Genomic DNA, 25,204 nt, shown 5'->3' with positions numbered 1-25,204 from the left:
TTCTTTACTTCTATGCTAAAATCGTATTCCTCGGTCCAATCCACTATCGCCCGGACGCTGATATTGTGGCTACTCAGCAACCTCGGCGGCACATTGTTGCTAGGTATTGGGTTTGCTCTCACGCACCGGCTCAACGACAGCACCATTGCCGTAGCGGCTGGACTGCTCGCAGCTATAATAACCTTACCTCTGGTGCCATTGGCTATGCCGTTTTTCGCGGTCCTGGGAAAGATTTGTGCGGCTTGGCCGCGTCGCTCGATGGCTTTGGTTGGGGTGTTGCTATTTTTTCTGCTGGCCAACGAGGTATTGCATCTGCTGCTGCCTTTTGCCACTTTCTTTGGGCTGCTGGAAATGTCGTTTCCGTATTTGGTGGCGGGGGTGCTGACGGTGCTTTGGCTCTATAGCCCAGGTGGCCAAACTTCGACTGCTGCTTTGCTGACGAAAAAACGTACTGGGCGTACCGGGCACATGCGCCTTAGCGAATAGCCGTTTACAGCTGTTTATGCGTACTTAGGCAGGTGAAAATTCGCCTCCAGCTATTCGAATTCGAAGATTTGCCTTGGTTTCCGCGCGTCATCCGGGCGGGAATGATGGACTACCTACGCTTCATGATTTCGCTGCTAGGCACCTATCAGCCCATAGTGCCGCGGCTACGTGATGCCATGACGCAAGCTGGAACATCGGACCTCTTAGAGCTAGGGGCCGGTGCTGGTGGGGGCACCGAAGGGGTTTTGCGCCGCCTGCACACAATAGGCTTGCCCACGGCTCGCATCACCCTCACCGACTTGTACCCGCAGCCCGCCGCGTGGCAGTTGCTAGCCGCCCGCACCCCCGGTCTAGCCTACGAGGCTTCTCCCGTTGATGCCACGGCCGTCCCGCCAACTCTTGCCGGGTTTCGCGCCATATTCTCGGCTTTTCACCATTTCCCGCCACCGTTGGCCGAGGCAATACTCGCTGATGCCGTTCGACAGAAGGCAGGTATTGGCGTGTTTGAAGGGGCTGGAAAACACTGGCTGGAAATCTTCTTGGCCTGGACCGTGCTGCCCGTAGCGCAGTTGCTGTTCACTCCTTTCATGCAGCCGTTTCGCCTAAGTAGATTGTTTTTCACGTATCTGGTGCCGCTCATTCCGCTCTTCACCATCTGGGACGGCACAGTTTCTATTCTGCGGATGTACCCGCCAGCGCAGCTTCTGGCCCTAGCTCACCGTGCCGATCCACAGGGCACTTTCAAGTGGCAGGCCGGCAAGGTGCGGCATTGGTGGGGGCCCGAGGTAACTTACCTGATTGGGGTGCCGCGCGCTAGGCGCTAAGACAACTGCCAACCGGGCAATGGTCTGCTGGGTGCTATGGATAAGCTCTTTCCAGCGATTGCGCCCGGCTGTGTTCTGAGCCTAACCCGTACCTTGTCCTCGACTAGAAAAAAGCGAACCGAAACCCGCAATTGTAAAATGTCTTACCGTCGCGCGCTTTTGCTGCTGCGCATTCCATTTTCTGTTTACCTGATGCCGGTGTACTGGTTTGGGCTTAGCGCCCTGCGCCAGCCCCTGAGCGTAAGCCGGGCGGTAGGCGTGTTTGTAGTACTGCACTTATTGGCGTATCCGGCTTCCAATGGCTACAACTCCTACTACGACCGAGACGAAGGCAGCATCGGGGGCCTTAAGCATCCTCCCAAAGTCTCGCAGGAATTGCTGCACTTGGTGTATCTGTTCGATGCGTTGGCCGTAATTAGCGCGGTGCTGCTAAGCCCATTGTTTGGGCTGATGGTAACCGTGTACCTGCTAGTATCGAAGGCGTATAGCTACGAGGGTATTCGGCTCAAAAAGTATCCGCTGCTGAGCACGGCGGTGGTCGTAGTGTTCCAGGGAGCTTTCACGTTTCTGATGACCCAAGTAGGCGTCGGCGCTACGGAGTCTGCTCTTCTCGATAAAACGAACCTGCTGCTAGCCACTGTCAGCAGCTTGTTTTTGTGCGGCTCCTATCCGCTCACGCAGGTCTACCAACACCAGGAAGACGCGCGCCGCGGCGACCAAACCCTGAGCTTACGGCTCGGCATCCGGGGTACCTTTGTGTTTGCCGCCGTTGGGTTGTTGGCAGGCGCAGCTTTGCTGGCATACACGCTCTGGCTTCGCGGCGAGTCCCGCCACCTCCTGATTTTTCTGGTGGCTACGGGTCCAGTAGTAGCGTTGTTTGGGCAATGGGCTTATGCCGTTTGGCGAAATCCTGCGGCGGCCGATTTCGAGCACACGATGCGCATGAACCAAGTTTCGTCGTTGTGTATGAGTTTAGCGTTTGCCCTGATGCTGTGGTGGTAACTGTGTGCTAGCCGTAACCCTGTAACTAAACAGTACCTCCCAAAACCGCGTATTGTCGGCACTTACCATTGTATCTATGACCATGCGCTCCACCTTATTGCTTTTTCTGCTCGGATTCGTTGCTGCCTGTTCCACCCCCGATACACGGCAGGCCTCTACCACCACATCCACGGCCGACACTGCAACTCAGTTAGAGCCGATGGATACGACGCGTGCCACAGCCGCCAACGCGCAGTCCGACACCTTAAAGACAGTAACTAAGCGTCACATTTTCTCTGCTCCTGGTTCCCCCGACGAGTTCCGGCTGGTAATGCGCGGCAAGGATGCACTAACCGGTGAGGCCACTTTCACTATCACCGATAGCAATGGGCAGGTCATCTTCCGCGAAATGCTAGCCGCAGAAGCTTTGGAAGCGGCCATGGTGTACGAAATGAAAACTCCTACTGCATCCGCCGCCGAGCGCGAAGCCTACATTCGTCGCCGCATGGATGAGTTTTTCAGCGATAAGAATTTTAGCACCCCTGCTCTTACAGCCAAGGACTCCTACCCAACGGATGGCACCATCGACCGCGCTACCTGGGACGACCTACTTAAGCGACCAGACGCTGTTAGCTTCACGTATTTGGTTGGCAAAGAAGACCGTCGTCGCATTGCCTGGGCTCCGCGCACCAAGCAAGTAGTACATCTACCCGGCGGCGGTAGCTAATAGTATAAAAGTTCGGCTGCGAGCAGACCTTCAAAAGCTCGGACACTATATCAACTAGCTTTATTCGCGCCTACTGGTTTTATGAATCAAGTGGTATGCGATAGAGTCATAGTCGTCGATAAGTAACAATATCACCTTCAAGACTAACAGAGCGTGAAACTCGTCCAACCTGCATGCGAGCTAGGCGCAGCCCTGTTTAGTCTGCTCGTTGACGGGCTGGCAGCACTGTCTTTATTTCCAACGCTGTAATGCTGTAGATAAGCGCGTTAAATACGTGCTTGGCTTCATCGTGCCAACAGAAAATGTCGGTTCGTGGACATCCCATAACCTACTTCGCTTGATTTGCATGTTACTGTAGTAGATGCAACTAAAGCCCAAAAAGGGAAATCATTGGTAAGCCAAATAGGCGTTCTTATATTGCCAAGCCAAGCTAAAAGCTTTTAGCAATTATAACACCTATTTGCAAAGAAACCGGACAGCTTGCTAATGAATAATGATCTGATAATGAGTAAAATAACTATCAATCTTTACCCGTTACTACTATGCAACAGTGCCGCAATAACTTCTTAGCTATTTAAAAATTTAGTAAGCAAACAAGTAACATCAGTCCAATAAGAAGGTATTCACTACGCCTTCTATTCACAATCACTAGAACGAATTAGCCGACACCTCATCGTTTAGACACTTTACGGAGGTGAATGGCCTTCAGCCCTAGAGCCGACAACATGAGAGAGTATACTACCGCAGCCTCAGTGCTACCTACAAAGCAACAAACGCTTGTTGCACCGAGTGAGCAGACAGCACCCCACTTCAACAAAAGCCAGAATCTGTGGGGGTTAGACCTAGGCGGCACCAAGATTGAAGGAGTGATTTTGCGGTCGGCAGCGGAACCAGAGGTGTTGTTTCGTGACCGAGTGCCTACCGAAGCTAGCCAAGGATATGAACACATGCTTCGGCAAGTGCAGTTGCTGGTCGAGCGGATGGAAAAGGAAGCAGGCTACCGGCCCGACAAGATCGGTATTGGCACCCCAGGAACCATGATTCCGAAATCGGGGCTGATGAAGAACTGTAACACGACGGCCCTGAATGGGCGCCCTTTGAAAGCAGACCTGGAGCAGTTACTAAACCAGCAGGTAGTTATTGCCAACGATGCAAACTGTTTTGCTTTATCTGAAACCCGCTTGGGCGTAGTGAAAGAGCAGTTTCCTGAAGCAAGAGTGGTGTTTGGTATCATTCTGGGCACTGGTGTGGGGGGCGGGCTCATTGTGAATGGGCAAGTAATTGAAGGCTTCCACGGCATTGCCGGGGAATGGGGCCACAACTATTTGGGCGAAACAGAAGGCAAAACCTGCTTTTGCGGTAAAACAGGCTGCATCGAAAGTATATTGGCAGGTCCGGCCTTGGAGCGCTTCTACACTGAAAAGAGTGGTGAGAAGTTGCCCCTCAAGGATATCATGCAGCGGGCTAGCGCGGGCACTGATCCGGCTGCGGTGCAGACGCTGGACCGGCTAACACACTATTTTGGCTTGGCCTTGAGCACCCTCGTAAACATACTCGACCCGGAGGTAATTGTGATTGGGGGCGGGGTCGGCAACATTCCAGAACTTTATACCACTGGCGTCGCTAATATCAAGCAGTACATCATTGATCAGCAGTTTGCGGCCCCCGTCGTGAAGCCTATGCTAGGCGACAGCGCTGGCGTATTTGGTGCCGCGTATTTGGTTGCCTAACAATTTCACGCCAAAAACTCCCATTATTACATAAGCTAGCAGCCAGGTATTTTTTACCGAGCATCAGAGTTCTGAGGGCCATAAGTGATATAAAAGCTTCTAAGACATAAAATTACTGTGAGGGCATTATTCCTACTGCTTGAAGACCCTTGCCGTAATTGTTTTACTTTTGAAGATTATCACTCAGCCGTCCTAACATGAGCAGTAAGGTGAAGAAGCGGACTTTGATCCACGATATTGCCCGCCACCTAGATGTGTCCATTGCAACAGTTTCATTAGTACTCAACGGAAAAGCCAAGCAGAGCCGTATTAGCGACGCGTTAGCGCAACGGGTGCTAGCTTACGTCGAGGAAGTGGGCTATAAGCCCAATCATTTGGCCAAAAGCCTGCGCACCGGCAAAACGCACGTAATTGGCTTGGTGGTGGAAGATATTTCCAATCCCTTCTTTGCTACTGTTGCTTGGCTGATCGAGAAGCAAGCTTTCGAGCGGGGGTATCGAATCATTTATTGCAGCACCGATAACGATACCACCAAGGCCAAAGAACTGATTTCTATGTTCCAAGACCGGCACGTTGATGGGTACATCATAGTGCCGTCTGAAGGCCTTGAGGATCAAATAAGCACTATCCTGCACGAGAACATTCCGGTCGTGCTCTTCGACCGGTACCTGCCCGAATTGACTACCAATTACATTGTAGTAGATGGAGCTAAAGGCATGTATGAGGCCACGCAACACTTGCTTGAACAAGGCTTTAATAATATCGCCTTTGTTACGACTGGCTCCACACAGACACAGATGGAAGCGCGCTTGGAGGGTTACGTGCAAGCCTTGCAAGAACATGGCCGCCCCCAACGCATAAAGCGGGTAGACACCACACACCCCGAAAACATCTTAGAGGAAATCCACAGCTTCATTCGCGAAAATCGGGATTGTGACGCTATTATCTTTTCCACTAACTACCTGAGCATCTACGGGCTCGAAGTTATTACACAGCAGAAGCTGCGAATTCCCGAAGACTTGGCTATTGTTTCCTACGACGACCACGACCTGTTTCGCCTCTATACGCCAGCCATCACGGTTATTGCGCAGCCGGTGGAAAACATTGCCAAGAACGTCATCGACATTCTCTTGAACGAGCTTAAACATCACAACGACAGGCAGACGACCACGCAGCAAACTGTTGTGCTGCCCACTTCCTTGATTGTTCGTCAATCATCTGTCCGTAGTGAAGTTCAATTGCCCGAAGCCACCAAATAGCGCTGTTTTCTTTTAGGCAGTCGAGCGTACAAAGGAGCGGGTTATAACTGAATTTGCTCCAGCGCCTGCCGCAAAGAGTCAGCAAATACATCGTAGGGCTGATAGCCGCGGGTCAGTACATAGCCTTGGCTGCCTACGCGTAAAATTACGGTTGGAAAACCCTGAACGCCGATTTTAGTTACCGCCGCAAATTCCTGCCGAGTGGCCGTTGCGGTTTCGGGCAATGCTAGGCGGCGTAAGAATTCCGCGCCATCTACGCCATTGGCTATTGCCAACGGCACATAGGTTTGAGGCTCGTTCAGGTCGGCACCGTCGTGGAAATGCGCATACTGCACGGCGTGTGCAAAGTTGGCCGTATTGGCTTGGTTGAGCTGGCGAAAGGCAGTTATGGCCCAACTCGGCGGCTCGGAATCCTGCACGTAGCTTCCCTCCTCCCCTAAGGCTCGGAAAGCCTCACCAAATTCTACTCCCGTTACTTTTTCCACTTGCTGCAACGAGCCGCTGATATAGCTCCACGCGTTGCCAATTGGCTCTACTTGCTCGCCTGTTACCATACCGCCGCACAGCACCGATACGTCTACCTGATCGGCAAACTCTTGCTGTACTCGCTTTAGCACCGGGCTCATGCCGTAGCACCAGCCACACAAGGGGTCGAAAATATAAAGCAGTTCGGGACGGTCGGGAGCAGCAGGTTGTAGCATGGCAGAAAAAGGAACAGAAAGCAGTAAAAACGTCGTGGTGAGCTTGCCGAAGTATCTTGTTAGTGCATTACCCTTTATCTAGAAAAGGCTGTGATACCAACAAAATACTTCGGCAAGCTCACCACGACGCGTCAAACGAGAATACGCAACGGGCTTTAGCCGTTCATCGATACCAAGAACTCCAAGTTGTCTCGGGTACCCTTCATGCGGTCCTTCAAGAACTCCATTGCTTCTGAAGGGGTCATGTCGGCCATAAACTTACGAAGCACCCAAATACGGCTTAGCTCGTCCTTGCTCATCAGCAAGTCTTCGCGGCGGGTACCTGATGCGGGTACGTCGATAGCTGGGAAGATGCGTTTGTTGGCCAGCTTACGGTCCAACTGCAGTTCCATGTTGCCGGTGCCCTTGAACTCCTCGAAAATAACCTCGTCCATTTTAGAGCCGGTTTCGATGAGCGCCGTAGCAATGATGGTTAATGAACCGCCATCTTCCACGTTCCGAGCCGCTCCGAAGAAGCGCTTCGGCTTGTGCAAGGCATTGGCGTCCACACCACCCGACAGGATCTTACCAGAAGCAGGCTGCACAGCGTTATAAGCACGAGCCAAACGGGTGATGGAGTCGAGCAGAATCACAACGTCATGGCCGCATTCCACCAAGCGCTTGGCTTTGTCTAGCGCAATGCTGGTGATTTTCACGTGTCGGTCAGGAGTCTCGTCGAAGGTGGAGCTAAGTACTTCGGCTTTCACCGAGCGAGTCATGTCCGTTACTTCTTCGGGGCGCTCATCGATCAGTAAGATCATGAGGTACACCTCAGGGTGGTTTTCAGAAATAGCATTTGCAATTTCCTGCAACAACACCGTCTTACCCGTTTTGGGCTGGGCCACAATCAAACCACGCTGCCCTTTGCCGATGGGGGCGAACAAGTCAAGAATCCGAGTGCTGTAAAGACCGGACTTGGTAGTTAGCTTCAGGCGCTCCTCGGGAAACAAAGGCGTGAGGCTATTGAAGGGCACCCGGTCGCGGGCTTCTTCCATAGCGCGGCCGTTGATGCTGTCCACTCCTACTAAGGCGTAGTATTTTTCGCCTTCGCGGGGTGGCCGAATCGTGCATTTTACGGTATCACCGGCTTTCAACGAGAATTGCTTCACTTGTGCCGGCGCCACATAAATGTCGTCGGGCGAGGCCATGTAGTTGTAGAACGGGCTGCGCAGGAAGCCATAACCGCCATCGGGCATCATTTCCAAGGTACCTTCACCCGAAATAGTAATGTCGAAATCGTTGCGCGGGCGGGGCTGTTGCTGCTGACTGTTGCTTTCAAGGCGAGCTTGGCCGTTTGCCTCCTGGCGCTGCTGACGCTGCAATTCGCGCGCTGCGTACCGGTCTTCGCGGCGCTGCTCCCGGTCCGGGCGACCTTGCAGGTCGCGGGGTGCCTGCGGGTCGCGGGGCAAACGGTTTTGGTCGCGTTGTGGCTGGTCACCGGTGCGAGGCTCGTTCCGATAGTCGCGCATGTCGCGGACGCCATCGGCACTGCGGCCGTCACCGTTGCGTGCTACGTCGGGCGATACTGCGGGACGAGCTTCGCGGGGCTGGTCGCCGCGCAGGTCACGTGGGGTTTGGTTTTGGTCTCGGTCGCCACGGAACTCGCGCTCACGGGGCTGGTCGCGCGGCGGGCGCTGCGTATTACCGTTCTGCTCAGGCCGGAAGATACGAGGTGCTGGTGGTGCTACAGGTGCTGGCGCATCCGTAGTAGCAACGGCTGTTGTATCAGGAGCATCCGGTGCAACTTCGGCCGCGGCTGGTGGCAAGAAGGGGGCCCTTTCTACGGCAGCCTCCAAGGTGGGGGCGTCAGCAGCGGGTGCATCAACTGTCTCAACTGGCGCTTCGGGAGCAGCGGGGCGGTTGCCGCGGTTATTGGCTTCGCGCGGGCGACGCTCTGGCCGTTGGAATGCCTTGATTGGACGCTCAGCTGGTGTTTCGGGGGCTGGCGCGGCCACTTCCGTTGGTGCTACTGCGGCTGGTGCATCAGGGGCTGCTACGGCAGCAGGCGCTTCTGGCTCAGGGCGAGCTTCTACGGCTACTGGTGCCTCGACTGCAGGCGCTTCGGCGGGGGCTGGCGCAGCTTCTGCTACTGGCGCTAGAGCCGGGGCAGCCTTCGTGCGGGCTGGCCGAGCCGGAGCTGCTGCTCGAGCAGGGGCGGCAGTGCGAGCTGGAGCCGTTGCGCGAGCGGGGGCAGCAGAGCGCACAGCAGCCACCACTTGGTTGGCTACTTCAGGGGTTGCAACAACTGGTTCGTCGGCAACTGCTACATCAGAGAATGGCTGCTCTGAACGGGCCTTGCCATTGCCGCTGGGCTTAATTTTAGGGGGGAGCTTATCGGCGGGAATAACGGCTTGCTGATCGAGAATCTTATAGATGAGATCCTGCTTGCTGAGCTTTTTAAAATTACCGACGTTGAGTTCTTCTGCAATTTCCTTTAAGTCGGAAAGCAGCCGGTCCTTCAACTCTTCAATAGTGTACATAGAGGCAATGAGGGGAGAAAAAAATCAAAAGCGGAGCACGCCAACAGTGGTACATTGCCAACAACATCGGGCAATACCTCGGAGCCGCAGGGCGGCATACAGCACGGAGATTTCAGGACGAAACGGAGGGAGTGTAACGGGAGTAGCGCTGGAAAATAACCGCGGGCCGGATGTTATAAAACTACCGAGAACCCGACATCAGCTGCCGACTTGTTAGCGCAATGTTAATCTAATACAGATGAACTGCCAAATCGGAACGCATATTTTGCAGAATAAGCTCCTTTACGCAGAAAAATTAGTCATGGATGCTGATATCGTTGAAATTTAGATGGATGGCAGAAGTAAACTAGCTCAGCGCTACCGCAACGCAGCCTTTAGAGCCACCACCCATAGCGTTGAAAATTCCTAGAGCACGGATAAAAACCGGTTTGCATTAAGGCCAGCCTCTTATTTGCGGTGCTCTGGCAGCTTACCTATTCCTGCCCCGGGCTGCTAGCTTCTCTGTCTACGCAGCTTAGTGGGCGATTGGTTGACTGAATTTAGCGTAATCTACACGAAGCATTTAATCTGCGAAATCTAGGGTCTATTTTTACGCCGATCTTCATCCGTGTTTTCTGCCTTATGCTGCAAGTTTCCGTTCTCAGAGAGCACCCCGAACAGGTGCTGGCCGGCTTGGCCAAGAAACATTACAAAACGGCGGAAGCTGACGTCCAAGCGATACTCAGCCTCGACCAGCGCCGCAAAGACCTGCAAACTGCCCATGATGCGGCGCAGGCCGAAGCCAACGAGTTGGCCCGTCAGATTGGCGGCTTAATGAAAGCTGGCGACAAAGCCGGTGCAGAAGTTCTAAAAGTGCGCACCGCCGAACTCAAGCAGCAAACCAAATCCCACGCCGACGAGCTGGCGCAAGTTGAAATTGCGTTGCAGCAAACGCTCTATAAGCTTCCCAATCTGCCCCACAGCAGCGTGCCCGAGGGTCGCTCTGCCCAAGACAATGAAGTGGTACGCGAGGTAGGCGAAATCCCCCAACTGCACGCTACGGCCCAGCCGCATTGGGACCTAATCAAGAAGCACGACATCATTGATTTCGAGTTGGGCAACAAGATTACGGGGGCTGGTTTCCCGGTCTATAAAAAGCAAGGCGCCCGCCTACAACGTGCCCTCATCAACTTTTTCCTGGACGAAGCCCGCGCTGCCGGCTACGATGAAGTGCAGCCCCCGATTCTGGTGAACGAGGCTTCAGGCTACGGCACCGGCCAATTGCCGGACAAGGAAGGACAGATGTACCACGACGAGCGGGACAACCTCTACCTTATTCCAACGGCCGAAGTACCAATAACCAACCTCTACCGCGACGAAATTGTGGCGGTAGACAAGTTACCGGTCCGGAATGTAGGCTACACACCTTGCTTCCGCCGTGAGGCGGGCTCGTGGGGTGCCGATGTGCGCGGCCTCAACCGCCTGCACCAGTTCGACAAGGTGGAAATCGTACAGATTGCCTTGCCCGAGCAGAGCTACACCATCCTCGAAGAAATGGTAGCGCACATCGAAGGCTTGCTGCAGAAGCTCGGCCTCCCCTACCGCGTGCTGCGCCTCTGCGGCGGCGACATGGGCTTCACTTCGGCCCTTACCTACGACTTGGAAGTGTGGAGCGCCGCCCAAGGCCGGTGGCTGGAAGTTAGCTCGGCCAGCAACTTCGAAACCTACCAGGCAAACCGCCTTAAGCTGCGCTACCGGCCCGAAGAAGGCGGCAAAACCCAACTTCTACACACGCTCAATGGCTCGGCGTTGGCCCTGCCCCGCATTGTGGCTGCCCTGTTAGAAAACAACCAACTAGAGGATGGCAGCATTCATTTGCCCGAGGTGCTGCATTCCTACTGCGGGTTCAGCAAGATCGGGTAGTAAGTCTTACTATGAAGCAAATAAGAAAGACCGCTCCACATATTAGGGCGGTCTTTCTTATGTAGATGGTGGTTGACCACGACGAAATGCGTACCTACTGCCGAGCTAGAGCTTATTTAGTATGAGTTGCCTTACCCTCTCTTTTCATTTACCCTAGCGTACTATTTGCTATGCTTAGCCCCACTACCGTCCCCGATGCCGACTATTTGCAACAGGAAATTGAGACTGCACTGAGGGAACCCGATCCTATATTAGCCAACTTGCTAATTACACGTTGTCACTACTTACTGTCACAAGCTATCCTAGCAGCGCTAGGGCCAGATGCCGGAGCCAATTTCCATAGTTGGGCAGTTTGGGGCTCTCGCAAGGCTGGTATCACCATTCGACAGGAAGATTTAGATGATGCTCGGCGGGATGGTACCATTGTCGGTGGCATTGTAGGAGGCCTGGTAGGTAGTGGATGCGGATGGCTATTGGGATGGCCTCTGGTTTGGCTGCCCGCTGGGGCACTGTTAGGCGTCGGTTGCGGTATTGCTGTGGGGCGACTAATTATCAGTCTTAGTCGGCGACGCTCGGCCAGCCTTATTCTTGCCGGCAACCGGACGGTTCTAGAAGATATTGGCTTGCAAACAGTCCGTTTCCTGAATTGGCTAAAACAAGCAGAGCCTACACAACCTACGGCAATTACTGAGTTTTTAGCGGACCTTCGCCCCGGGCCAGTGGGCCAGCAGAATCAAGAATTACTGCGGCAGGCATTTTCACATTACTACAATGCCCGGATAGCTACCAATGTAACTGAGAAGCAGCAGGCTACTTACTTCGGCAACTGCTTTGCCGTGTGGCATGAACATGTGCGGCTTGAACCCTACATTCACGGAGCCATGCCCTTTATTATCCGTCGGTGTGTGACGAAAAGGCTGCTACAATTTGATATTGGCACGCTCAAACTGGCTGTGGCTCAAGATGTACCGGGTCCAACTATGCCCACTGAGTTGGATGCCCTACCATCGTCGCAAGCGCAGGCCGCCCTAGCGCTACTCCGCATAGGCAGCGGCACATACACTGCGGGCGGGCCCTCTTTTACTAGCACAGCGGCCAGCGATTGGACACGAATTGAAGAGCGAATGCGCTATGCATTTGCATTGTTTCGGGCTTTTCACACAGAACCCCAAGTGCTTTCAACACCAAATGATTCTACTAGGCTAGCAGCACTTACGGAGGGTCGGCGGCTCCATGGCTAATACTCTGCCATCTGGTCGTCTACATAGCACCAGGCCCACTGCTCGCCGGGCTCGGCGGAGATGATGACGGGGTGCTGAGTGGCACGGAAATGCTTAGTAGCGTGCTTGTTTTTGGACTGGTCGCAGCAGCCCACGTGGCCACACTCCTGACAAACCCGCAGGTGTACCCACGTATCCCCGAGGGCTATGCACTCCGGACAAGCGTATTCAGCGGCGGGAATGAGGGTTTCAAGAGCCGACAAGTGTGTGCAAATAGCCATGGCGTAGTAAGTTAGTTGACGAGTGGTTGGTTGGCAGGTACTAGGTTGGTGACGATGCGCAGGCCGCTCATCAGGGTTTTCTGCACCGGGCACTTTTGCGAAACAAGTTCTAACCGCTGGCGCTGCTCCTCGGTGAGCGGCCCTATCAGGTGTAGCTCTTTCTGTACTTCTTCGAGCATCTCGCCAGGCATTTCGCACTTGTCGCAATCTTGGCGGTGGACACGCTGATGGCGCAAACGCACTTCAATGGCTTCGAGAGGCCACTTTTTTTGGGTGGCGTAGAGACGCAAAGTAATGGCCGTGCAGGCGCCTAATGCGGAGAGCAGCAAGTCGTAGGGTGTGGGCCCAAGGTCTTGACCACCAACGGCCACAGGTTCGTCTATAAACCAAGTATGGCGACCAGCTTGCACATCAGCTAGCAACGCCTCGGGGCCTACTTTCACTAGCACTGACTTATCGAGAGTATCTGTCATAGGGGGTGGGGCTAGAAGCAGAGTAGTGTAGCTAGGTAAGACGATAGTTGGCCGTAGTTGTAGTGAGTTCCCACACAGCGCTGTTATGGCCGCACTCAAAAGGTACAATATCCTTTTGTGTTTGCCGCTTTACAAGCCTTTCGTGCCTTAACAGACAAGGGCTGCCTAGTCGTGTGACGCAGGCAGCCCTTGTGTGAATAGCGGTCAGGCTTTCGGAATAAATCAGGACTTAGGCGTGTAAGGGAACTTCTTGGAAGCATTGCGCATCAGCGCATCTACTACTGTTTCGGATGAGCTGAAAACCGATCCAGCAGCCACGTAATCATATTTCCAGAGCAGCTTGCCCGCATCCGACTCATGAATATTTACCGTGATATTAGCTTGATTCGTAGCCCCCCAGGCACCAGCAATCAAACCTACAGCCACAGCTGCGCCGTCGCTCATTGGTTTGCTGGTCCGCACGCTGGTAGTTAGCACGGCATCAACACCCAATATCTTAGCCAATTCCTGAGGCGTACGGCTACGCAGTTCGGCAACTGGAATTTGACTTTCCCGCAAACGAGCGTTGGTTTGCATTACATCCTGAAACTGGACAGTATAACCACGCTGCTGACTCCGGCGAAGAAGCCAAGCATAGATTTTTTCCTGGAAGTCCATCCCGCTTTTGTTTTCCATTTCCCGTTGCTGTTCAGGAGTGGTGTTTTTGGCTTGATTGGGGCGGAGCTGCATAGTCACGAATGCAGGTAGAATAGCTACTGTTTTGTGCTTAGGAGCATAAGAACGAAAGTCTTGTGCCAGATAAATACTTGGTCCGCAAGCCGTAAGTAATAGTGTAAAAAGGACTATGCATAGAGAGCCCAGAGTAGAAACGCGCATTAATTAGAAGTTGAAAAGGGAGAGTGGAAATAAGATTATACCTGACCAATTGGCAGCAAGTATAGTGAAATTGAACTTAATTTTTCACTCTTTTCCTTCTCGATTCACAACCTTTAACGTCCGTCCTGCGTTTGAGGCAAATCCAAATCAAATCTGATATCGCGCATGCAGCGAAAGTGACCTTGTGGGCACTTTTCGTAGCCGATTTTAGAGCATGGCCGACATGGCAGTCCTTGTACTTCTAGTACTCTGAACTCGGTGCGGTAGGGATACATACCAAATTCCGGCACCGTATTGCCCCACACACTGAATATTTCTTTGTGGAAGGCCGCTGCAATGTGCATGAGGCCCGTATCGTGGCTGACCACAAACCGCGCCTGTCGCACCAGCGAAGCGGATTGGTTGAGAGAATACCGGCCGCAGGCGTTGTAAATGGTGGTTTGCTGCGGCTTGCCGGAGATACTAGGAAAGTAGTAAGGACTATCTGGAATGCGCGCTGGGGCGGGTGGCGAGGTGGCTGCTTGCTTTTCAAAAGCCAGCTCCACAATATGGCCGTTGCTTTCATCCTCGCGGCCACCGAGCAGCACCACAGGGCACCGCAATTGGCCGCACAGCTCGATGATGCGCTCCACAGGCAGGCGTTTGGTGGCGTGCTGGGCCCCGATAGCAAAGGCTACATACCCTTGTTGGAAGCCCGCAGGCAACGTCGTTAGATCAACTTCGTCGGCTTTCGGAATAAAATAGTCTAGGCCTTTGCCATCGTTCTTTACGCCTAGCTGCGCAGCCGCGGCCAAATACCGGTCCACAATATGGACGCGGGGCATAGTGCTGATTTTAAACTGCACGAGCAGCCACTTCCGCAGGTTCAGCTTATCGAAGCTAGCCGACTTCACGCCTAGCATAGCTTTCAGCATGGTGGTGCGCAGATTGTGGTGCAAGTCGACCACGAAATCGAACCGCTCTTTTTTCAACTCGGCTACTAGCTCCTTCAAAGAACCCGTGAGGTAGTGCACCTTATCGATATAAGGGTTGGGCTCGATAAAACTCCGATGGGCGGGCTTGGTACAGAAATGCACAATGGCTCCCGGTACTTGTTGCTTCACGGCCCGGATAACGGGGGTCGTTAGCACAATATCACCAATGGAAGAAAAGCGCAGAATCAGAATTTTCATGTGCAGAAAACAGCAGAGCCGGTGGAAACAAGCAGAAGCGAAGAATGGGAGCAGACACAACAACAGGCTGCTCTGTCTGCTCCCATTCTTCGCTCTAGCTAGTAGCCTTTTAAACTAAATCAACCAAACAAGGACTCCTTGAATTCCAGAGGGGGCTTAATGTCGGCTTTGCGCTTGGCGAAGTAATCGGCTATTTCGCTTGCCGATTTGGCGTTGAAGGTCATGTCTTTGGTAAGCCCGCCTTTCCGCCCCATGAATACCCCGTAACGCATATCGGCATACCCGTTGGTATGGTGCGCATCGGGGTTGATGCTGAGCTGCACTCCTTGTTCTAGCGCGTAGTGCACCCACCGCCAGTCTAAATCGAGGCGCCAGGGGTTGGCGTTGATTTCAATGATAACCTGATGTTTGGCGCAGGCATCGATGATAGCTTTGTGGTCGAGGGGGTAACCTTCCCGACGCAACAACAGGCGGCCCGTGGGGTGCCCGAGCATGGTGCAATACGGGTTTTCGATGGCCCTTAGCACGCGTGTGGTGGCTTTGCGCTCGTCCATGCGCAGGTTGCTGTGCACCGAGGCTACAATAAAGTCGAAGGATTCGAGCACGGCCGGCGGGTAGTCGAGCGCGCCGTCGGAGAGAATGTCTGACTCGATGCCTTTGAAAATGCGGAACGGTGCCAGCTCTTGGTTTAGCTCATCGATTTCGCGTTGCTGCTGGCGCACCCGCTCCACGCTTAGCCCGTTGGCGTAGTGCGCAGCCTGCGAATGGTCGCAGATGCCGAGGTACTCGTAGCCTTGGCCTTGCAGGAACGTGGCCATTTCGCGCAGGCTGTGGTTACCGTCGGAGTAGTTGCTGTGGTTGTGCAGCGAGCCGCGCAGGTCCGAGTCTTCGAGCAGTTTGGGCAGTTGATGCGCTTTGGCCAAAGCTAGCTCACCTAAGCCTTCGCGCATTTCGGGCTCCACGTATTGCAGGCCGGCCTTCTCGTATATGGCGGCTTCCTGGTAAAACCGCTCTCGTTTCAGCAACTGCCGCAGCGTGGCGGGCTGCCCGGCTGGCGTATCGGTCAGCGGTTCGGAGAGGTGGTTTTCGGCGGCCGACTGCAAGAAAACTTGGTTGGTGTAATCCTCTTTGCTTACCAGCAGTACTTCCACCTTCACGCCCGACGCTGAGGCCGTGCCCCGCCATGCAAACGGGCCTGAGCGGTGCGGGTCGGCGGTGAGGCCTTCGAGCTGGCTGAGTAAGGCGTGGGCTTTGGTGGGTTGCGCAGTGGCAGCTACCAGCGCCACCGTTTCAATGGTTTCAAGCCGACGACGCACCTCTCCTACCACGGCCACTTGCTCGGTAAACAAGGCTTCCTGCAAACGCTCCCGGATGTCGTTGGCTAACTCCTCGGCTTGCGGATAAAGCAGCTTACCGCTGCTTTGGGCCGAGAATTCCAGGGCTTCGAGAATGGTTTGCTGCGTTTTCTGTCCGAAGCCTTTCAGCTTGCTTACCTGGTCGTTTTCGGCGGCTTCGCGCAGCTGCTGCGGGCTTTCAATGCCAAGTTCCTTCCACAGGGCCCGTATCTTTTTGGGTCCGATACCTTTCACCTTCAGCAGTTCTACCACCCCGGGTGGTGTGGCCGCCAGTAGGCGCGTCAGTTCTTCGAAGGTGCCGGTATCCAGCATTTCGGCCACGCGGGCGGCGGCGGTTTTGCTGAGGCCCGTGCGGTCGGGGAGGCCGTGGCGTTCTACATCGGCCACCGGGAAGCTCAGCGCTTCAAGGGCACTTGCTGTACCTTCGTAAGCCCGGATTTTAAAAGGATTTTCGTCGTGCAGTTCCAGCAGTTGGGCGGCCAGCCGGAAAGCACGCGTGAGGGCGCGGTTGTCCATAGCAACAAAGGTAGTTTCTAGTGGCTGATTGTTGATTGGGGATGCATACTGATTGGTTGCTGCCAGGCAGCGGAAGCGGAAGCAAGGCCTGCCGTTGCTGATTTCTTTACCTTCGTTGGTTGGTAATTAGTAGCAAGCCATGCTACTTCAACGCAGGATACATATCCTGGATGACGTTGAAGTACGAATAGCCCAGATTCTTCTGCCGTTTTAGACGCGCAGCAGCGGAAGCACGTTCAATATGAAACTGAAATCGAGGAACTATAAACTTCCCAGAAACATGCGCCTGTTCACCTTACTGGCTTCTTTAAGTGTATTACTCTTGGCGGCTACTTGCCAACCTGGCGCCGAAAACGCCATTCAAATGAAGCAACTGGAACGCACTTGGCTCCACGCCCACGAAGAAGACCAAGGCGACGTGCGAATTTACCGCCCCAACACGTACGCGTTTCCGCCTTCGCGGGGCCGTACCGGTTTTTCCTTCGACCACAACGGAATGTTTACCCAACTCGACATTGCCCCCACCGACGGCCTGGAAGGTCGTAAAGGCAAATGGACTGCCGAAAACGACCACACGCTGCGCATTTCCTTGGACGACAAGAAAGACCCGGACTATAAGCTGGAAATCGTGTCGGTGGATAAAGACGTGCTAAAAGTGCGCCGCATCGAACAGTAGTGCCCTGCAACCTTGCTTGCCCGAAAGGACTCCTGCACACACAGGAGTCCTTTCTTTTTGTGCAAGCCCTCTTCTTATGCGCTACCCTTACCTTCTCTCGCTCTTCCTGTCACTCACCCTACTCTTCACCAATTGCAAGAAGGATGATGCCGCCTTACCTGATAATTTAATAGGTCGCACTTGGCTGCTGTCATACGAGGAAAGCAAAGACGGCGTGGAAGTTTACCGGCCCGCAACCTATGCGTTTCCACCCTCTCGCGGCCGCACGGGCTTTTCTTTCGACTTTAATGGAGAGTTCACGCAGCTTGCTATTGCCCCCACTGATGGCCACGAGGTTCATAAAGGCAAGTGGACCCCTATAACCGACGACTTATTCTACATTTCTTTCGAGGATAACAAAAGATCAAATTATAAATTACATATAATTTCTTTGGATAATGACGTTTTACAAGTGAAAGACTTCTAAACAGTCGCTAAAAAGCGGCAGCCTTTCTAGCTGCTGAGTCTCACGTTTTTTGTTCTTTATTACTCCGTCCTACTATGCGCCTCGCACACCTACTTGCCCCTTATTTCCTTGTTCTTCTCTTCCTTAGCAGCTGCAAAAAGGACAGTGACGTAACGGCGCCCGACGCTCTGTTTGGCAAGAGCTGGTACAACACGCGGCAGCAGGATGCAGCAGGAGCATATGTCTATCAGCCAGAAGGTTCGTTTGAACCCATTGGCTGGGGCATCGATGGTTTCCGGCTCGAGAAGGACGGCCGCTTTCTGCAGTACACCCAAGGCCCTGCTGATGAGCTGCTAACCATTGCTGGCACTTGGACTACGGAAGACAACAACACGTTTCGCATTCAGCCCGACGACAGCCGCTATTCGGCGTTTAGTCTGCTGATTTACTCGGTGCAAGCCAACTCATTGAAGGCGCGCAGAACCCCATAAGAGCCCTCTCGTTTCAACTCAAGCGCATTCCGTTGTAGCTTGCGCCGTATGAACTATTGGCTTGTTAAATCAGAACCCGCTGCTTACTCTTGGGCGGATTTCACCCGCGACGGCGGCACCGACTGGACCGGCGTCCGCAACTTTCAGGCGCGCAACTTCCTGCAACAAATGCAGCCCCGCGACTTGGTCCTTTACTACCACAGCGTAACCGATAAAGAGGTGGTAGGCATAGCCGAAGTAGCCCACTCAGCCGCTCCCGATGCTACCGCCGAAGCGGGTAGTGCCTGGGTAGCAGTGCATCTCAAACCCCATCAGCCCCTGACGCAACCCGTTACGCTGGCAGCCATCAAGCAAGATCAGCGCCTCGGGCAAATTGCTTTGCTGCGCCAGTCGCGGCTGTCGGTAATGCCGCTGAAAGCAGAGGAATTTGATGCTATTCTGGAATTAGGAGAAGTAGCGAAATAACAGGCAGAAACATGCAAACAGAGAACCTGACAGCTTATCGGTACCACTAAGAGGTCAACCTTTTCTCTCACAAGTTCTCTGTCCCGCTATTTACCTTACCTACTACTTCACCTAATTCACTACTTCCCGTATCTTACCTAGGCGTAGATGCCGAAGCGGGCATCTGGCTTTGGTTATGAAATACGTATACTCTTACCTCTGCATTTTACTTGGTGTTGGTTTCGCTCAGCTAGGGCTGGCGCAACCAGCCCCCCCGACGCCCGTGCAGGGCTTGCGGCTGGAACTACCACTAGAAACGTACTCCAGCGACGTGCACGTGCTGCCTATGCCCCAAGACAGCAGCCTAATCTTGCTGGTAGACAAAGACCCGCTATCCGGTCGCAAAAACACGAGTTACGAAGTCCAGAAATACAATTTCCGCCTACAACCTAAGTGGCTGAAGGTGATGGAGGTACCACGGGAGTTCGAGTTTCGGCAGATTTGCGGAGAAGGCACAAATGCATATGCCCTGTTTCAGTCTGAATCGGTGGAGAACCGCTTGTATGTGGCGGCCATCGATGGGGCCTCGGGTCAGGTGCGCACCTACACGTTTGACACCAAGCTCGCCCGCAGCGTTTACGACCTGAAGGCACTAGACGGCAACCTCTTTGTATCGGTGCTGGTTGACAATCACCTGACGATTTTGCTGCTGGATTTGGCCGCCAACAAATACCAGTTTTTGCCTTCGGTGTATGAGCCGCTGCCCGCGCAGCTGTCATTTCTGGCCGATTCGGCGGCCCGCCGCGCCGAGTTCGTGCTAAGCCAAACCAACGGATTCAAGACCCGGCTGCAACTCAAGCAACTCTCGGCCCAAGGCAAGCTGCTACGCTCGGAGTTTGTGCAAGCGGAAAGTGAGCGAGGCCTTATTTCGGCCCAAATCAGCCCTGCCAGCGACTCGGCCAGCGGGCGGCTATTGGCTGGCACCTACACCCTGCGCGACGCCCGGTATTCGCAAGGTTTGTTTGCTGCCGACCTTTCGGCTGGCGTGACGCCTACTGGCTCACGCCGCTCGTTGCGGTTCTATGATTTTGCTAATCTCAAGCACTTCTTCGACTTCATGAGCCCCTCCCGGGCGGCCCGGCTCCGCCAACGTAGCGAGAGGTACCGAGCCACCGACCGGGTCCTGCGGCTACGCTACCGCACCCTGATTCATGACTTGATTCCGTTTCAGGATGGCTACGTGATGGTGGCCGAGGTGTACTATCCGCAGTACCGCCAAAATGCCTACAGCCCTTTCGGGGGCGCTTATCTGCCGTATAGCCCTTACCGCTACGGAGGCTACAATACATCTAACTGGTATGGGGGCAGCCGGCAAGCCGAGGGGTATCGTATCACGCATGCGCTGGTCTGCGGCTTCGATAAACGCGGCAACCTGCTATGGGATAATACTTTTGTCTTGAAAGACGTGTACAGCAACAGTCTCACCGAGACGGTACGCCTGCGCCCCCTCCCCGACGGTCAGCGCGTGGCCATAGCCTACCTCGACGAAGACAAATTCAACTACAAAGTCATCGACCACACCAATCCTTCGCCCAACGATTTGCACGTGGAGTTGCAAACGACGGCCTTGCCTACCGTGAAGGAAAAAGCGACTAGTACCAGTCAGGAAGGGCTGACTGCATGGTACGGCAGCCGGTTTCTGGCCTTTGGCTACCAGAATATCCGCACCGAAAAAGCGCCTAACCGGGAAGTGTTTTTTGTGAACGTTATTGGGTTCGAATGAGCCTAGTATCAGCGTATACTTGATTGGCCTGTTTGCTGGCACTTTCGCTTGGCTTCTTCGTATAAGCCATCATTCACTTTTTCTTTACCCTATGAAATTACGCTCACTGACTTGGCTGCCCTTGGTGGTGCTGCTACTGATGGCAGGCTGCCGCGCTGCTGGTCCCGGTAAGCCGGCTCGTACGGTGTCTGAGTTCTTCAACAAATACGAGTCGCGCTCCGGCTTCAAAACCACCGACTGGACCGCTGGCTTAACAACCCGGCTGCTACTGGGGCGCCTGGGTAGTCTTGGGGGCGGCTCTGACCTTACACAAGCACTGGCGGCTGTGCGCAGCTTCAAGGTGCTCACTTTTGCCCCAACCAGCAACAGCGCCCAGAAACTAGTAGCCGATGGCCTTGTAAACGAAGTCAATGGCCTGCTGGCCAACGAAAAGTATACTCCTCTCACTACCTCACCCGGCAGCAACGTCCGCTACGCCACCCGCAAGCAAGGCGACCGAATCAGTGAAGTGGTAGCTACCAGCAACGTATCGGGCGTACCGGAGTCGTTTTTGCTTATGTCTATCGGCGGCAACTTCACCCAAGCTCAACTCGACCAACTTATCAAAGTGCTGCCCAATGTGGCGGACATGGCCAACTAACACGCCTAGCATTCTACAGCAATAAAGGCAAAACGGCCGCTCCTCATATGGGGCGGCCGTTTTTTGCTTTCTAAGCACTACAGGCTGGCGTCATGTCATCCTACTCGCTGTATTATCAAGTGTTGGTGCGTGGCGCAGCATCACGCTTTGCTTCTTGACCTGATACAATGACGATATATCAAGCATTGTAGCAATTCGGCGTTCTACTAGTGCGTATGAAACAATAAAGGCCTGCTCTTACGTGAGCAGGCCTTTTGCAATAGTAACGCGGGCTTGAACCGCATCAACACTTTACTTTTTACGCGGAGCAGCTTTCCGAACGGGAGCCTTGCGGACTGGTGCTTTCTTCACTGGCGCTTTGGGCGCAGCCTTTACGGGAGCTGCCGGAATTTCTGGAGCCGGGCCATATTTAGTTTCGGCCGGGTTTGGGTCGTCGGGCAGATACACGTCGAATTCTACTCGGCGGTTGATGGCACGGCCAGCCTCTGTTGCGTTGTCGGCAATGGGCTTGCTTTCCCCGTAGCCATGCGACACAATCCGGCTGGTTGGCATGCCTTTGCTGAGCATGTACGTCCGGGCTGAAGCCGCCCGCTCGTCCGACAGACGCAGGTTGTACGCGTCGTCGCCCTTGTTGTCGGCGTGGGCCGAAATACCCAGGTTGTAGTCGGGGTAAGCGTTGAGCAGCTCCACCAAGCCATCAAGCGTAGGGTACGACGATGGTTTTAGTGTGGCCTTGTTGAACTCGAACTGGATAAACTTGGTGGCTTCCTGAAGCTTCTTCTTTTCTTCCACCTTCATTTCGGGGCAACCACGGTTAGAGGACGGACCCGCACGGTCGGGGCAACGGTCTTGGAAGTCGGGCACACCGTCGCTGTCACGGTCGAGTGGGCAGCCGCTGGCGTCAACGGCAACGCTGGCTGGCGTATCAGGGCACTTGTCGGCGGAGTCGATTACACCGTCGCCATCGGCATCGGGGCAGCCCTGCAATTCGGCTTTGCCGGGCGTGTCGGGGCACTTGTCGTCGCTGTCGCGCACACCGTCACCGTCTTTGTCGGGGCAGCCTTCCAGCGTAGTCAAGCCGGCTTCGTTTGGGCACTTATCCTGGTAATCCGGTACACCATCCTTGTCACCATCGAGGGGGCAACCGGTGAGGTCAACGGCTACGCCAGTGGGAGTGCCAGGGCATTTGTCTTTGCGGTCGGGTACGCCGTCACCGTCTTCGTCTTTAGCTTTACCAAAGCCGATGGTCAGGCCCGCAGTATGCTGCAAGTACCGGTCATCGAATTTGTCTTCGTCGCGGCTGGGTACGCCGTCAATATTGGCGCTAAAAGGCACCACCTGCGCCGTTTGCACAAAAATGCCCACGGCATCACTGATGCGGAAATTAATACCTGCGGCGCCCTTCAGCGAAAAATACCGTCTGTCGCTGTTAAGCACTTGGTTGTTGTAGCCACCTTCCAAGCTGGTGAGAGTCAGGCCCGGCGCCAATGACAAATACGGCTGAATAACGGCATCCTCTTTCAAGGCCCAACCATTATTGAGCTTGAACTTAAGTGGTAGGGCAATATTCACGATGTTGTTCGTGAAGTAGGTCGGGCCGCCGAGCGCTTCACTCTTAAGCTCGGCATAATCAGCTTGCAAGCCTAAATCGAAGCCGGGCGCGATGTAACGGTTAATCGAGATGCCGGGGCCATAGAAGTTGCGGGACCATTTCCAGAAGTCGGAGCCGTAGTTGCCTTTGTACTGGTAAGCGCTGCCGTAAAGGCTGATGGCCGTTTTGTGGTCGGCGCTTTGGGCCTGCGCTTTCGGGGCCGCCGCCAGCAGCGTAAGCCCTAGCAAAGCGCCAGCAGGTAAGAGGTTTCTCATGGTAAAGTGAAGTTAGGAGGGACAGATCGGAGCGTTACTGTTGGGCTTCCGAAACAGCCTCCTATACCTACCTAGCTTATCTAAGGTTGTACTTCACCCTATAAGTTTTTTACAAAAATCTAATTTTAATCATACGTTTCCTTCTATCTTAAGCTAACTACTTGCCTTACAAGAGGATTTGCTATACAGCAGAGCTCATTTGAAAAACAAAGTTTCTTTAGGCAGTGAGCAGCGCTAAGAACCTATAAAACAAAAAAGCGGCAGACCGGATGGCCTGCCGCTTTTTTCAAGGATACTCGCTCCAGCCTTATTGGGCCTGAGTTGGGATGAAGAATTCGAACTTGAATTCTACACGACGGTTTTGCGACATGTTTTTCTTCGACGTGTTCGGAGCGGCTGGCTCGCTTTCGCCGCGGCCTTCCGTTACTACACGAGTTGGATCAACTTGCTTACCGGTGAAGTAGCGCTTCACAGAGGCGGCACGACGCTCCGACAGAGCTTGGTTGTACTCGTCGGTGCCACGGCTGTCAGCGTGGCCGATTACGCGGATGCTGTACTCTGGGTGATCTTTCAGTGCCTGGATCATCTTGTTCAGCTTCGGATACGAGCTGGTCGTGATAACCGTGCTGTTGGTCTGGAAGCGGATTGGCTGCTCCAGTTTCTGCACTGCTGGGTCGATGGTCAATGGGCAACCATTAGCATCTACACGAGTACCGGCTGGCGTGTTCGGGCAGGTATCTTGTGCATCTGGAACACCGTCGCCGTCGGCATCAACTACGAGTGGGCAACCCGTGGCATCTACTTGCGTGCCAGCTGGGGTATCAGGGCACTTGTCGTTTTTGTCGGCTACACCGTCGCCGTCAGCATCTGGGCAGCCTTTGAGGGCAGCAGTACCAGCTTGGTCTGGGCACTCGTCTTCCGAGTCACGTACACCGTCGCCGTCTTTGTCAGGGCAGCCTTCCAGAGCAGCAGTACCGGCTTCAGTTGGGCACTTGTCTTGGTAGTCTGGAACACCGTCTTTGTCACCGTCGAGGGGGCAACCGGTTTCGTCAACGGCTACACCAGCTGGCGTAGCAGGGCACTTATCTTTACGGTCCGGCACGCCGTCACCGTCTTCGTCTTTAGCCTTGCCAAAGCCGATGGTCAGACCTACCGAGTGCTGTAGGTAGCGGTCGTCGAAGCTGTCTTCGTCGCGGGTTGGAACGCCGTCAAGGTTGGCACCGAAAGGTACCACCTGCGCCGTCTGCACAAACAGGCCGATTGCGGGGCTAACCTGGAAGTTGATACCAGCTGCACCTTTCAGCGAGAAGTGGCGGTCATCACCATTGAGTACTTGGCCAGCATAAGCGCCTTCCAAGCTGGTGAGGGTCAGGCCTGGCGCAATCGACAAATACGGCTGAACTACAGCGTCTTCTTTGAAGGCCAGCTTCAGTTTGATAGGCAGGGCGATGTTCACGATGTTGTTCGTGAAGTAGGTCGGGCCGCCAAGCGCCTCGCTCTTGAGCTCGGCATAGTCCGCTTGCAAGCCGATGTCTAAGCCGCGAGTGATGTAGCGGTTGATGGAAATGCCAGGGCCGTAGAAGTTACGGTCCCACTTCCAGAAGTCGGAGCCGTAGTTGCCTTTGTACTGGTAGGCGCTGCCGTAAAGGCTGATGGCCGTTTTGCGGTCGGCGCTTTGGGCCTGCGCTTTCGGGGCCGCCGCCAGCAGCGTGAGTCCCAGCGCTGTGCTGATGGTAAGCAGGTGTCTCATAGGTGAGAGTTATTAGTGAACGGACTATTCCGGGGAGTCGGGGGCGACTTGGTACCAGAAACTGCCTACTATACTTCTCCCCATTTA

General features: G+C 54.2%; 22 protein-coding genes. 13 read left to right on the top strand and 9 right to left on the bottom strand.

Going from position 1 to position 25,204, the window contains the following annotated elements; translation table 11 throughout:
• Positions 1-12 precede the first annotated feature (12 nt).
• The 6 genes from P1X16_RS18510 to P1X16_RS18485 all read left to right on the top strand — a co-directional run bounded on the left by P1X16_RS18510 (position 13) and on the right by P1X16_RS18485 (position 6,007).
• On the top strand, positions 13-486 hold the full coding sequence (locus tag P1X16_RS18510; RefSeq protein WP_277231996.1) for a hypothetical protein: 474 nt from the start codon (positions 13-15) through the stop codon (positions 484-486).
• Between the two features lie 32 nt (positions 487-518).
• Positions 519-1,310 carry a class I SAM-dependent methyltransferase gene (locus tag P1X16_RS18505; RefSeq protein ID WP_277231993.1) on the top strand — a complete coding sequence of 264 codons (792 nt, stop codon included), beginning with the start codon at positions 519-521 and terminating at the stop codon, positions 1,308-1,310.
• Between the two features lie 138 nt (positions 1,311-1,448).
• Positions 1,449-2,312, top strand: coding sequence for a UbiA family prenyltransferase (locus P1X16_RS18500; protein WP_277231990.1), 864 nt, complete (start codon positions 1,449-1,451; stop codon positions 2,310-2,312).
• 82 nt (positions 2,313-2,394) lie between these two features.
• Complete coding sequence (locus tag P1X16_RS18495; protein WP_277231987.1) at positions 2,395-3,018, top strand: hypothetical protein; 624 nt, start codon at positions 2,395-2,397, stop codon at positions 3,016-3,018.
• Positions 3,019-3,743: 725 nt separating this feature from the next.
• The gene (locus P1X16_RS18490; protein ID WP_277231983.1) at positions 3,744-4,748 is read left to right on the top strand and encodes an ROK family protein; all 1,005 of its coding nucleotides are present in this window, start codon (positions 3,744-3,746) and stop codon (positions 4,746-4,748) included.
• Positions 4,749-4,945: 197 nt separating this feature from the next.
• Entirely contained in the window at positions 4,946-6,007 is a 1,062-nt protein-coding gene (locus tag P1X16_RS18485; RefSeq protein ID WP_277231980.1) for a substrate-binding domain-containing protein, read from the top strand.
• A 41-nt stretch (positions 6,008-6,048) separates the two neighbouring features.
• On the opposite strand, the gene P1X16_RS18480 is transcribed toward P1X16_RS18485, so the two are convergent.
• Both P1X16_RS18480 and rho read right to left on the bottom strand, forming a co-directional pair.
• On the bottom strand, positions 6,049-6,708 hold the full coding sequence (locus P1X16_RS18480; protein WP_277231977.1) for a DsbA family protein: 660 nt from the start codon (positions 6,706-6,708) through the stop codon (positions 6,049-6,051).
• 155 nt (positions 6,709-6,863) lie between these two features.
• The gene (gene rho / locus P1X16_RS18475; protein WP_277231975.1) at positions 6,864-9,227 is read right to left on the bottom strand and encodes a transcription termination factor Rho; all 2,364 of its coding nucleotides are present in this window, start codon (positions 9,225-9,227) and stop codon (positions 6,864-6,866) included.
• A 621-nt stretch (positions 9,228-9,848) separates the two neighbouring features.
• Between rho and serS the strand changes: the two genes are divergently transcribed.
• On the top strand, positions 9,849-11,129 hold the full coding sequence (gene serS / locus P1X16_RS18470) for a serine--tRNA ligase (protein ID WP_277231972.1): 1,281 nt from the start codon (positions 9,849-9,851) through the stop codon (positions 11,127-11,129).
• Positions 11,130-12,366: 1,237 nt separating this feature from the next.
• On the opposite strand, the gene P1X16_RS18465 is transcribed toward serS, so the two are convergent.
• From P1X16_RS18465 to P1X16_RS18445, 5 genes are all read right to left on the bottom strand, one after another.
• Positions 12,367-12,630: a UBP-type zinc finger domain-containing protein gene (locus P1X16_RS18465; RefSeq protein WP_277231970.1), complete on the bottom strand. Its 264-nt coding sequence runs from the start codon at positions 12,628-12,630 to the stop codon at positions 12,367-12,369.
• An 11-nt stretch (positions 12,631-12,641) separates the two neighbouring features.
• Positions 12,642-13,103 (bottom strand): OsmC family protein, encoded by a 462-nt coding sequence (locus tag P1X16_RS18460; RefSeq protein ID WP_277231967.1) that lies wholly within the window; start codon positions 13,101-13,103, stop codon positions 12,642-12,644.
• Positions 13,104-13,325: 222 nt separating this feature from the next.
• On the bottom strand, positions 13,326-13,832 hold the full coding sequence (locus P1X16_RS18455; RefSeq protein ID WP_277231963.1) for a hypothetical protein: 507 nt from the start codon (positions 13,830-13,832) through the stop codon (positions 13,326-13,328).
• A 260-nt stretch (positions 13,833-14,092) separates the two neighbouring features.
• Positions 14,093-15,151: a glycosyltransferase family 9 protein gene (locus tag P1X16_RS18450; RefSeq protein WP_277231960.1), complete on the bottom strand. Its 1,059-nt coding sequence runs from the start codon at positions 15,149-15,151 to the stop codon at positions 14,093-14,095.
• Between the two features lie 119 nt (positions 15,152-15,270).
• On the bottom strand, positions 15,271-17,022 hold the full coding sequence (locus P1X16_RS18445) for a DNA polymerase/3'-5' exonuclease PolX (protein WP_277231957.1): 1,752 nt from the start codon (positions 17,020-17,022) through the stop codon (positions 15,271-15,273).
• A gap of 280 nt (positions 17,023-17,302) precedes the next feature.
• Between P1X16_RS18445 and P1X16_RS18440 the strand changes: the two genes are divergently transcribed.
• From P1X16_RS18440 to P1X16_RS18415, 6 genes are all read left to right on the top strand, one after another.
• On the top strand, positions 17,303-17,698 hold the full coding sequence (locus tag P1X16_RS18440) for a hypothetical protein (protein WP_277231954.1): 396 nt from the start codon (positions 17,303-17,305) through the stop codon (positions 17,696-17,698).
• A gap of 76 nt (positions 17,699-17,774) precedes the next feature.
• Positions 17,775-18,164: a hypothetical protein gene (locus P1X16_RS18435; protein ID WP_277231951.1), complete on the top strand. Its 390-nt coding sequence runs from the start codon at positions 17,775-17,777 to the stop codon at positions 18,162-18,164.
• 74 nt (positions 18,165-18,238) lie between these two features.
• On the top strand, positions 18,239-18,634 hold the full coding sequence (locus tag P1X16_RS18430) for a hypothetical protein (RefSeq protein ID WP_277231948.1): 396 nt from the start codon (positions 18,239-18,241) through the stop codon (positions 18,632-18,634).
• Between the two features lie 48 nt (positions 18,635-18,682).
• Positions 18,683-19,099 carry an EVE domain-containing protein gene (locus P1X16_RS18425; protein WP_277231945.1) on the top strand — a complete coding sequence of 139 codons (417 nt, stop codon included), beginning with the start codon at positions 18,683-18,685 and terminating at the stop codon, positions 19,097-19,099.
• A 175-nt stretch (positions 19,100-19,274) separates the two neighbouring features.
• The gene (locus P1X16_RS18420) at positions 19,275-20,861 is read left to right on the top strand and encodes a hypothetical protein (RefSeq protein ID WP_277231943.1); all 1,587 of its coding nucleotides are present in this window, start codon (positions 19,275-19,277) and stop codon (positions 20,859-20,861) included.
• A gap of 91 nt (positions 20,862-20,952) precedes the next feature.
• Positions 20,953-21,501: a DUF4252 domain-containing protein gene (locus P1X16_RS18415; protein ID WP_277231940.1), complete on the top strand. Its 549-nt coding sequence runs from the start codon at positions 20,953-20,955 to the stop codon at positions 21,499-21,501.
• A 291-nt stretch (positions 21,502-21,792) separates the two neighbouring features.
• Here P1X16_RS18415 and P1X16_RS18410 read toward each other — a convergent pair whose 3' ends face one another.
• Entirely contained in the window at positions 21,793-23,367 is a 1,575-nt protein-coding gene (locus tag P1X16_RS18410; RefSeq protein WP_277231937.1) for an OmpA family protein, read from the bottom strand.
• Between the two features lie 307 nt (positions 23,368-23,674).
• Positions 23,675-25,117 (bottom strand): OmpA family protein, encoded by a 1,443-nt coding sequence (locus P1X16_RS18405; protein ID WP_277231934.1) that lies wholly within the window; start codon positions 25,115-25,117, stop codon positions 23,675-23,677.
• Between the last annotated feature and the right edge of the window lie 87 nt (positions 25,118-25,204).

The sequence above is a fragment of the Hymenobacter sp. YC55 genome (genome assembly GCF_029433095.1).
In the GTDB taxonomy this organism is placed as follows: domain Bacteria; phylum Bacteroidota; class Bacteroidia; order Cytophagales; family Hymenobacteraceae; genus Hymenobacter.
Note: the sequence above shows the minus strand (reverse complement) of the source record. Positions and strands in the feature narration are given on the sequence as shown.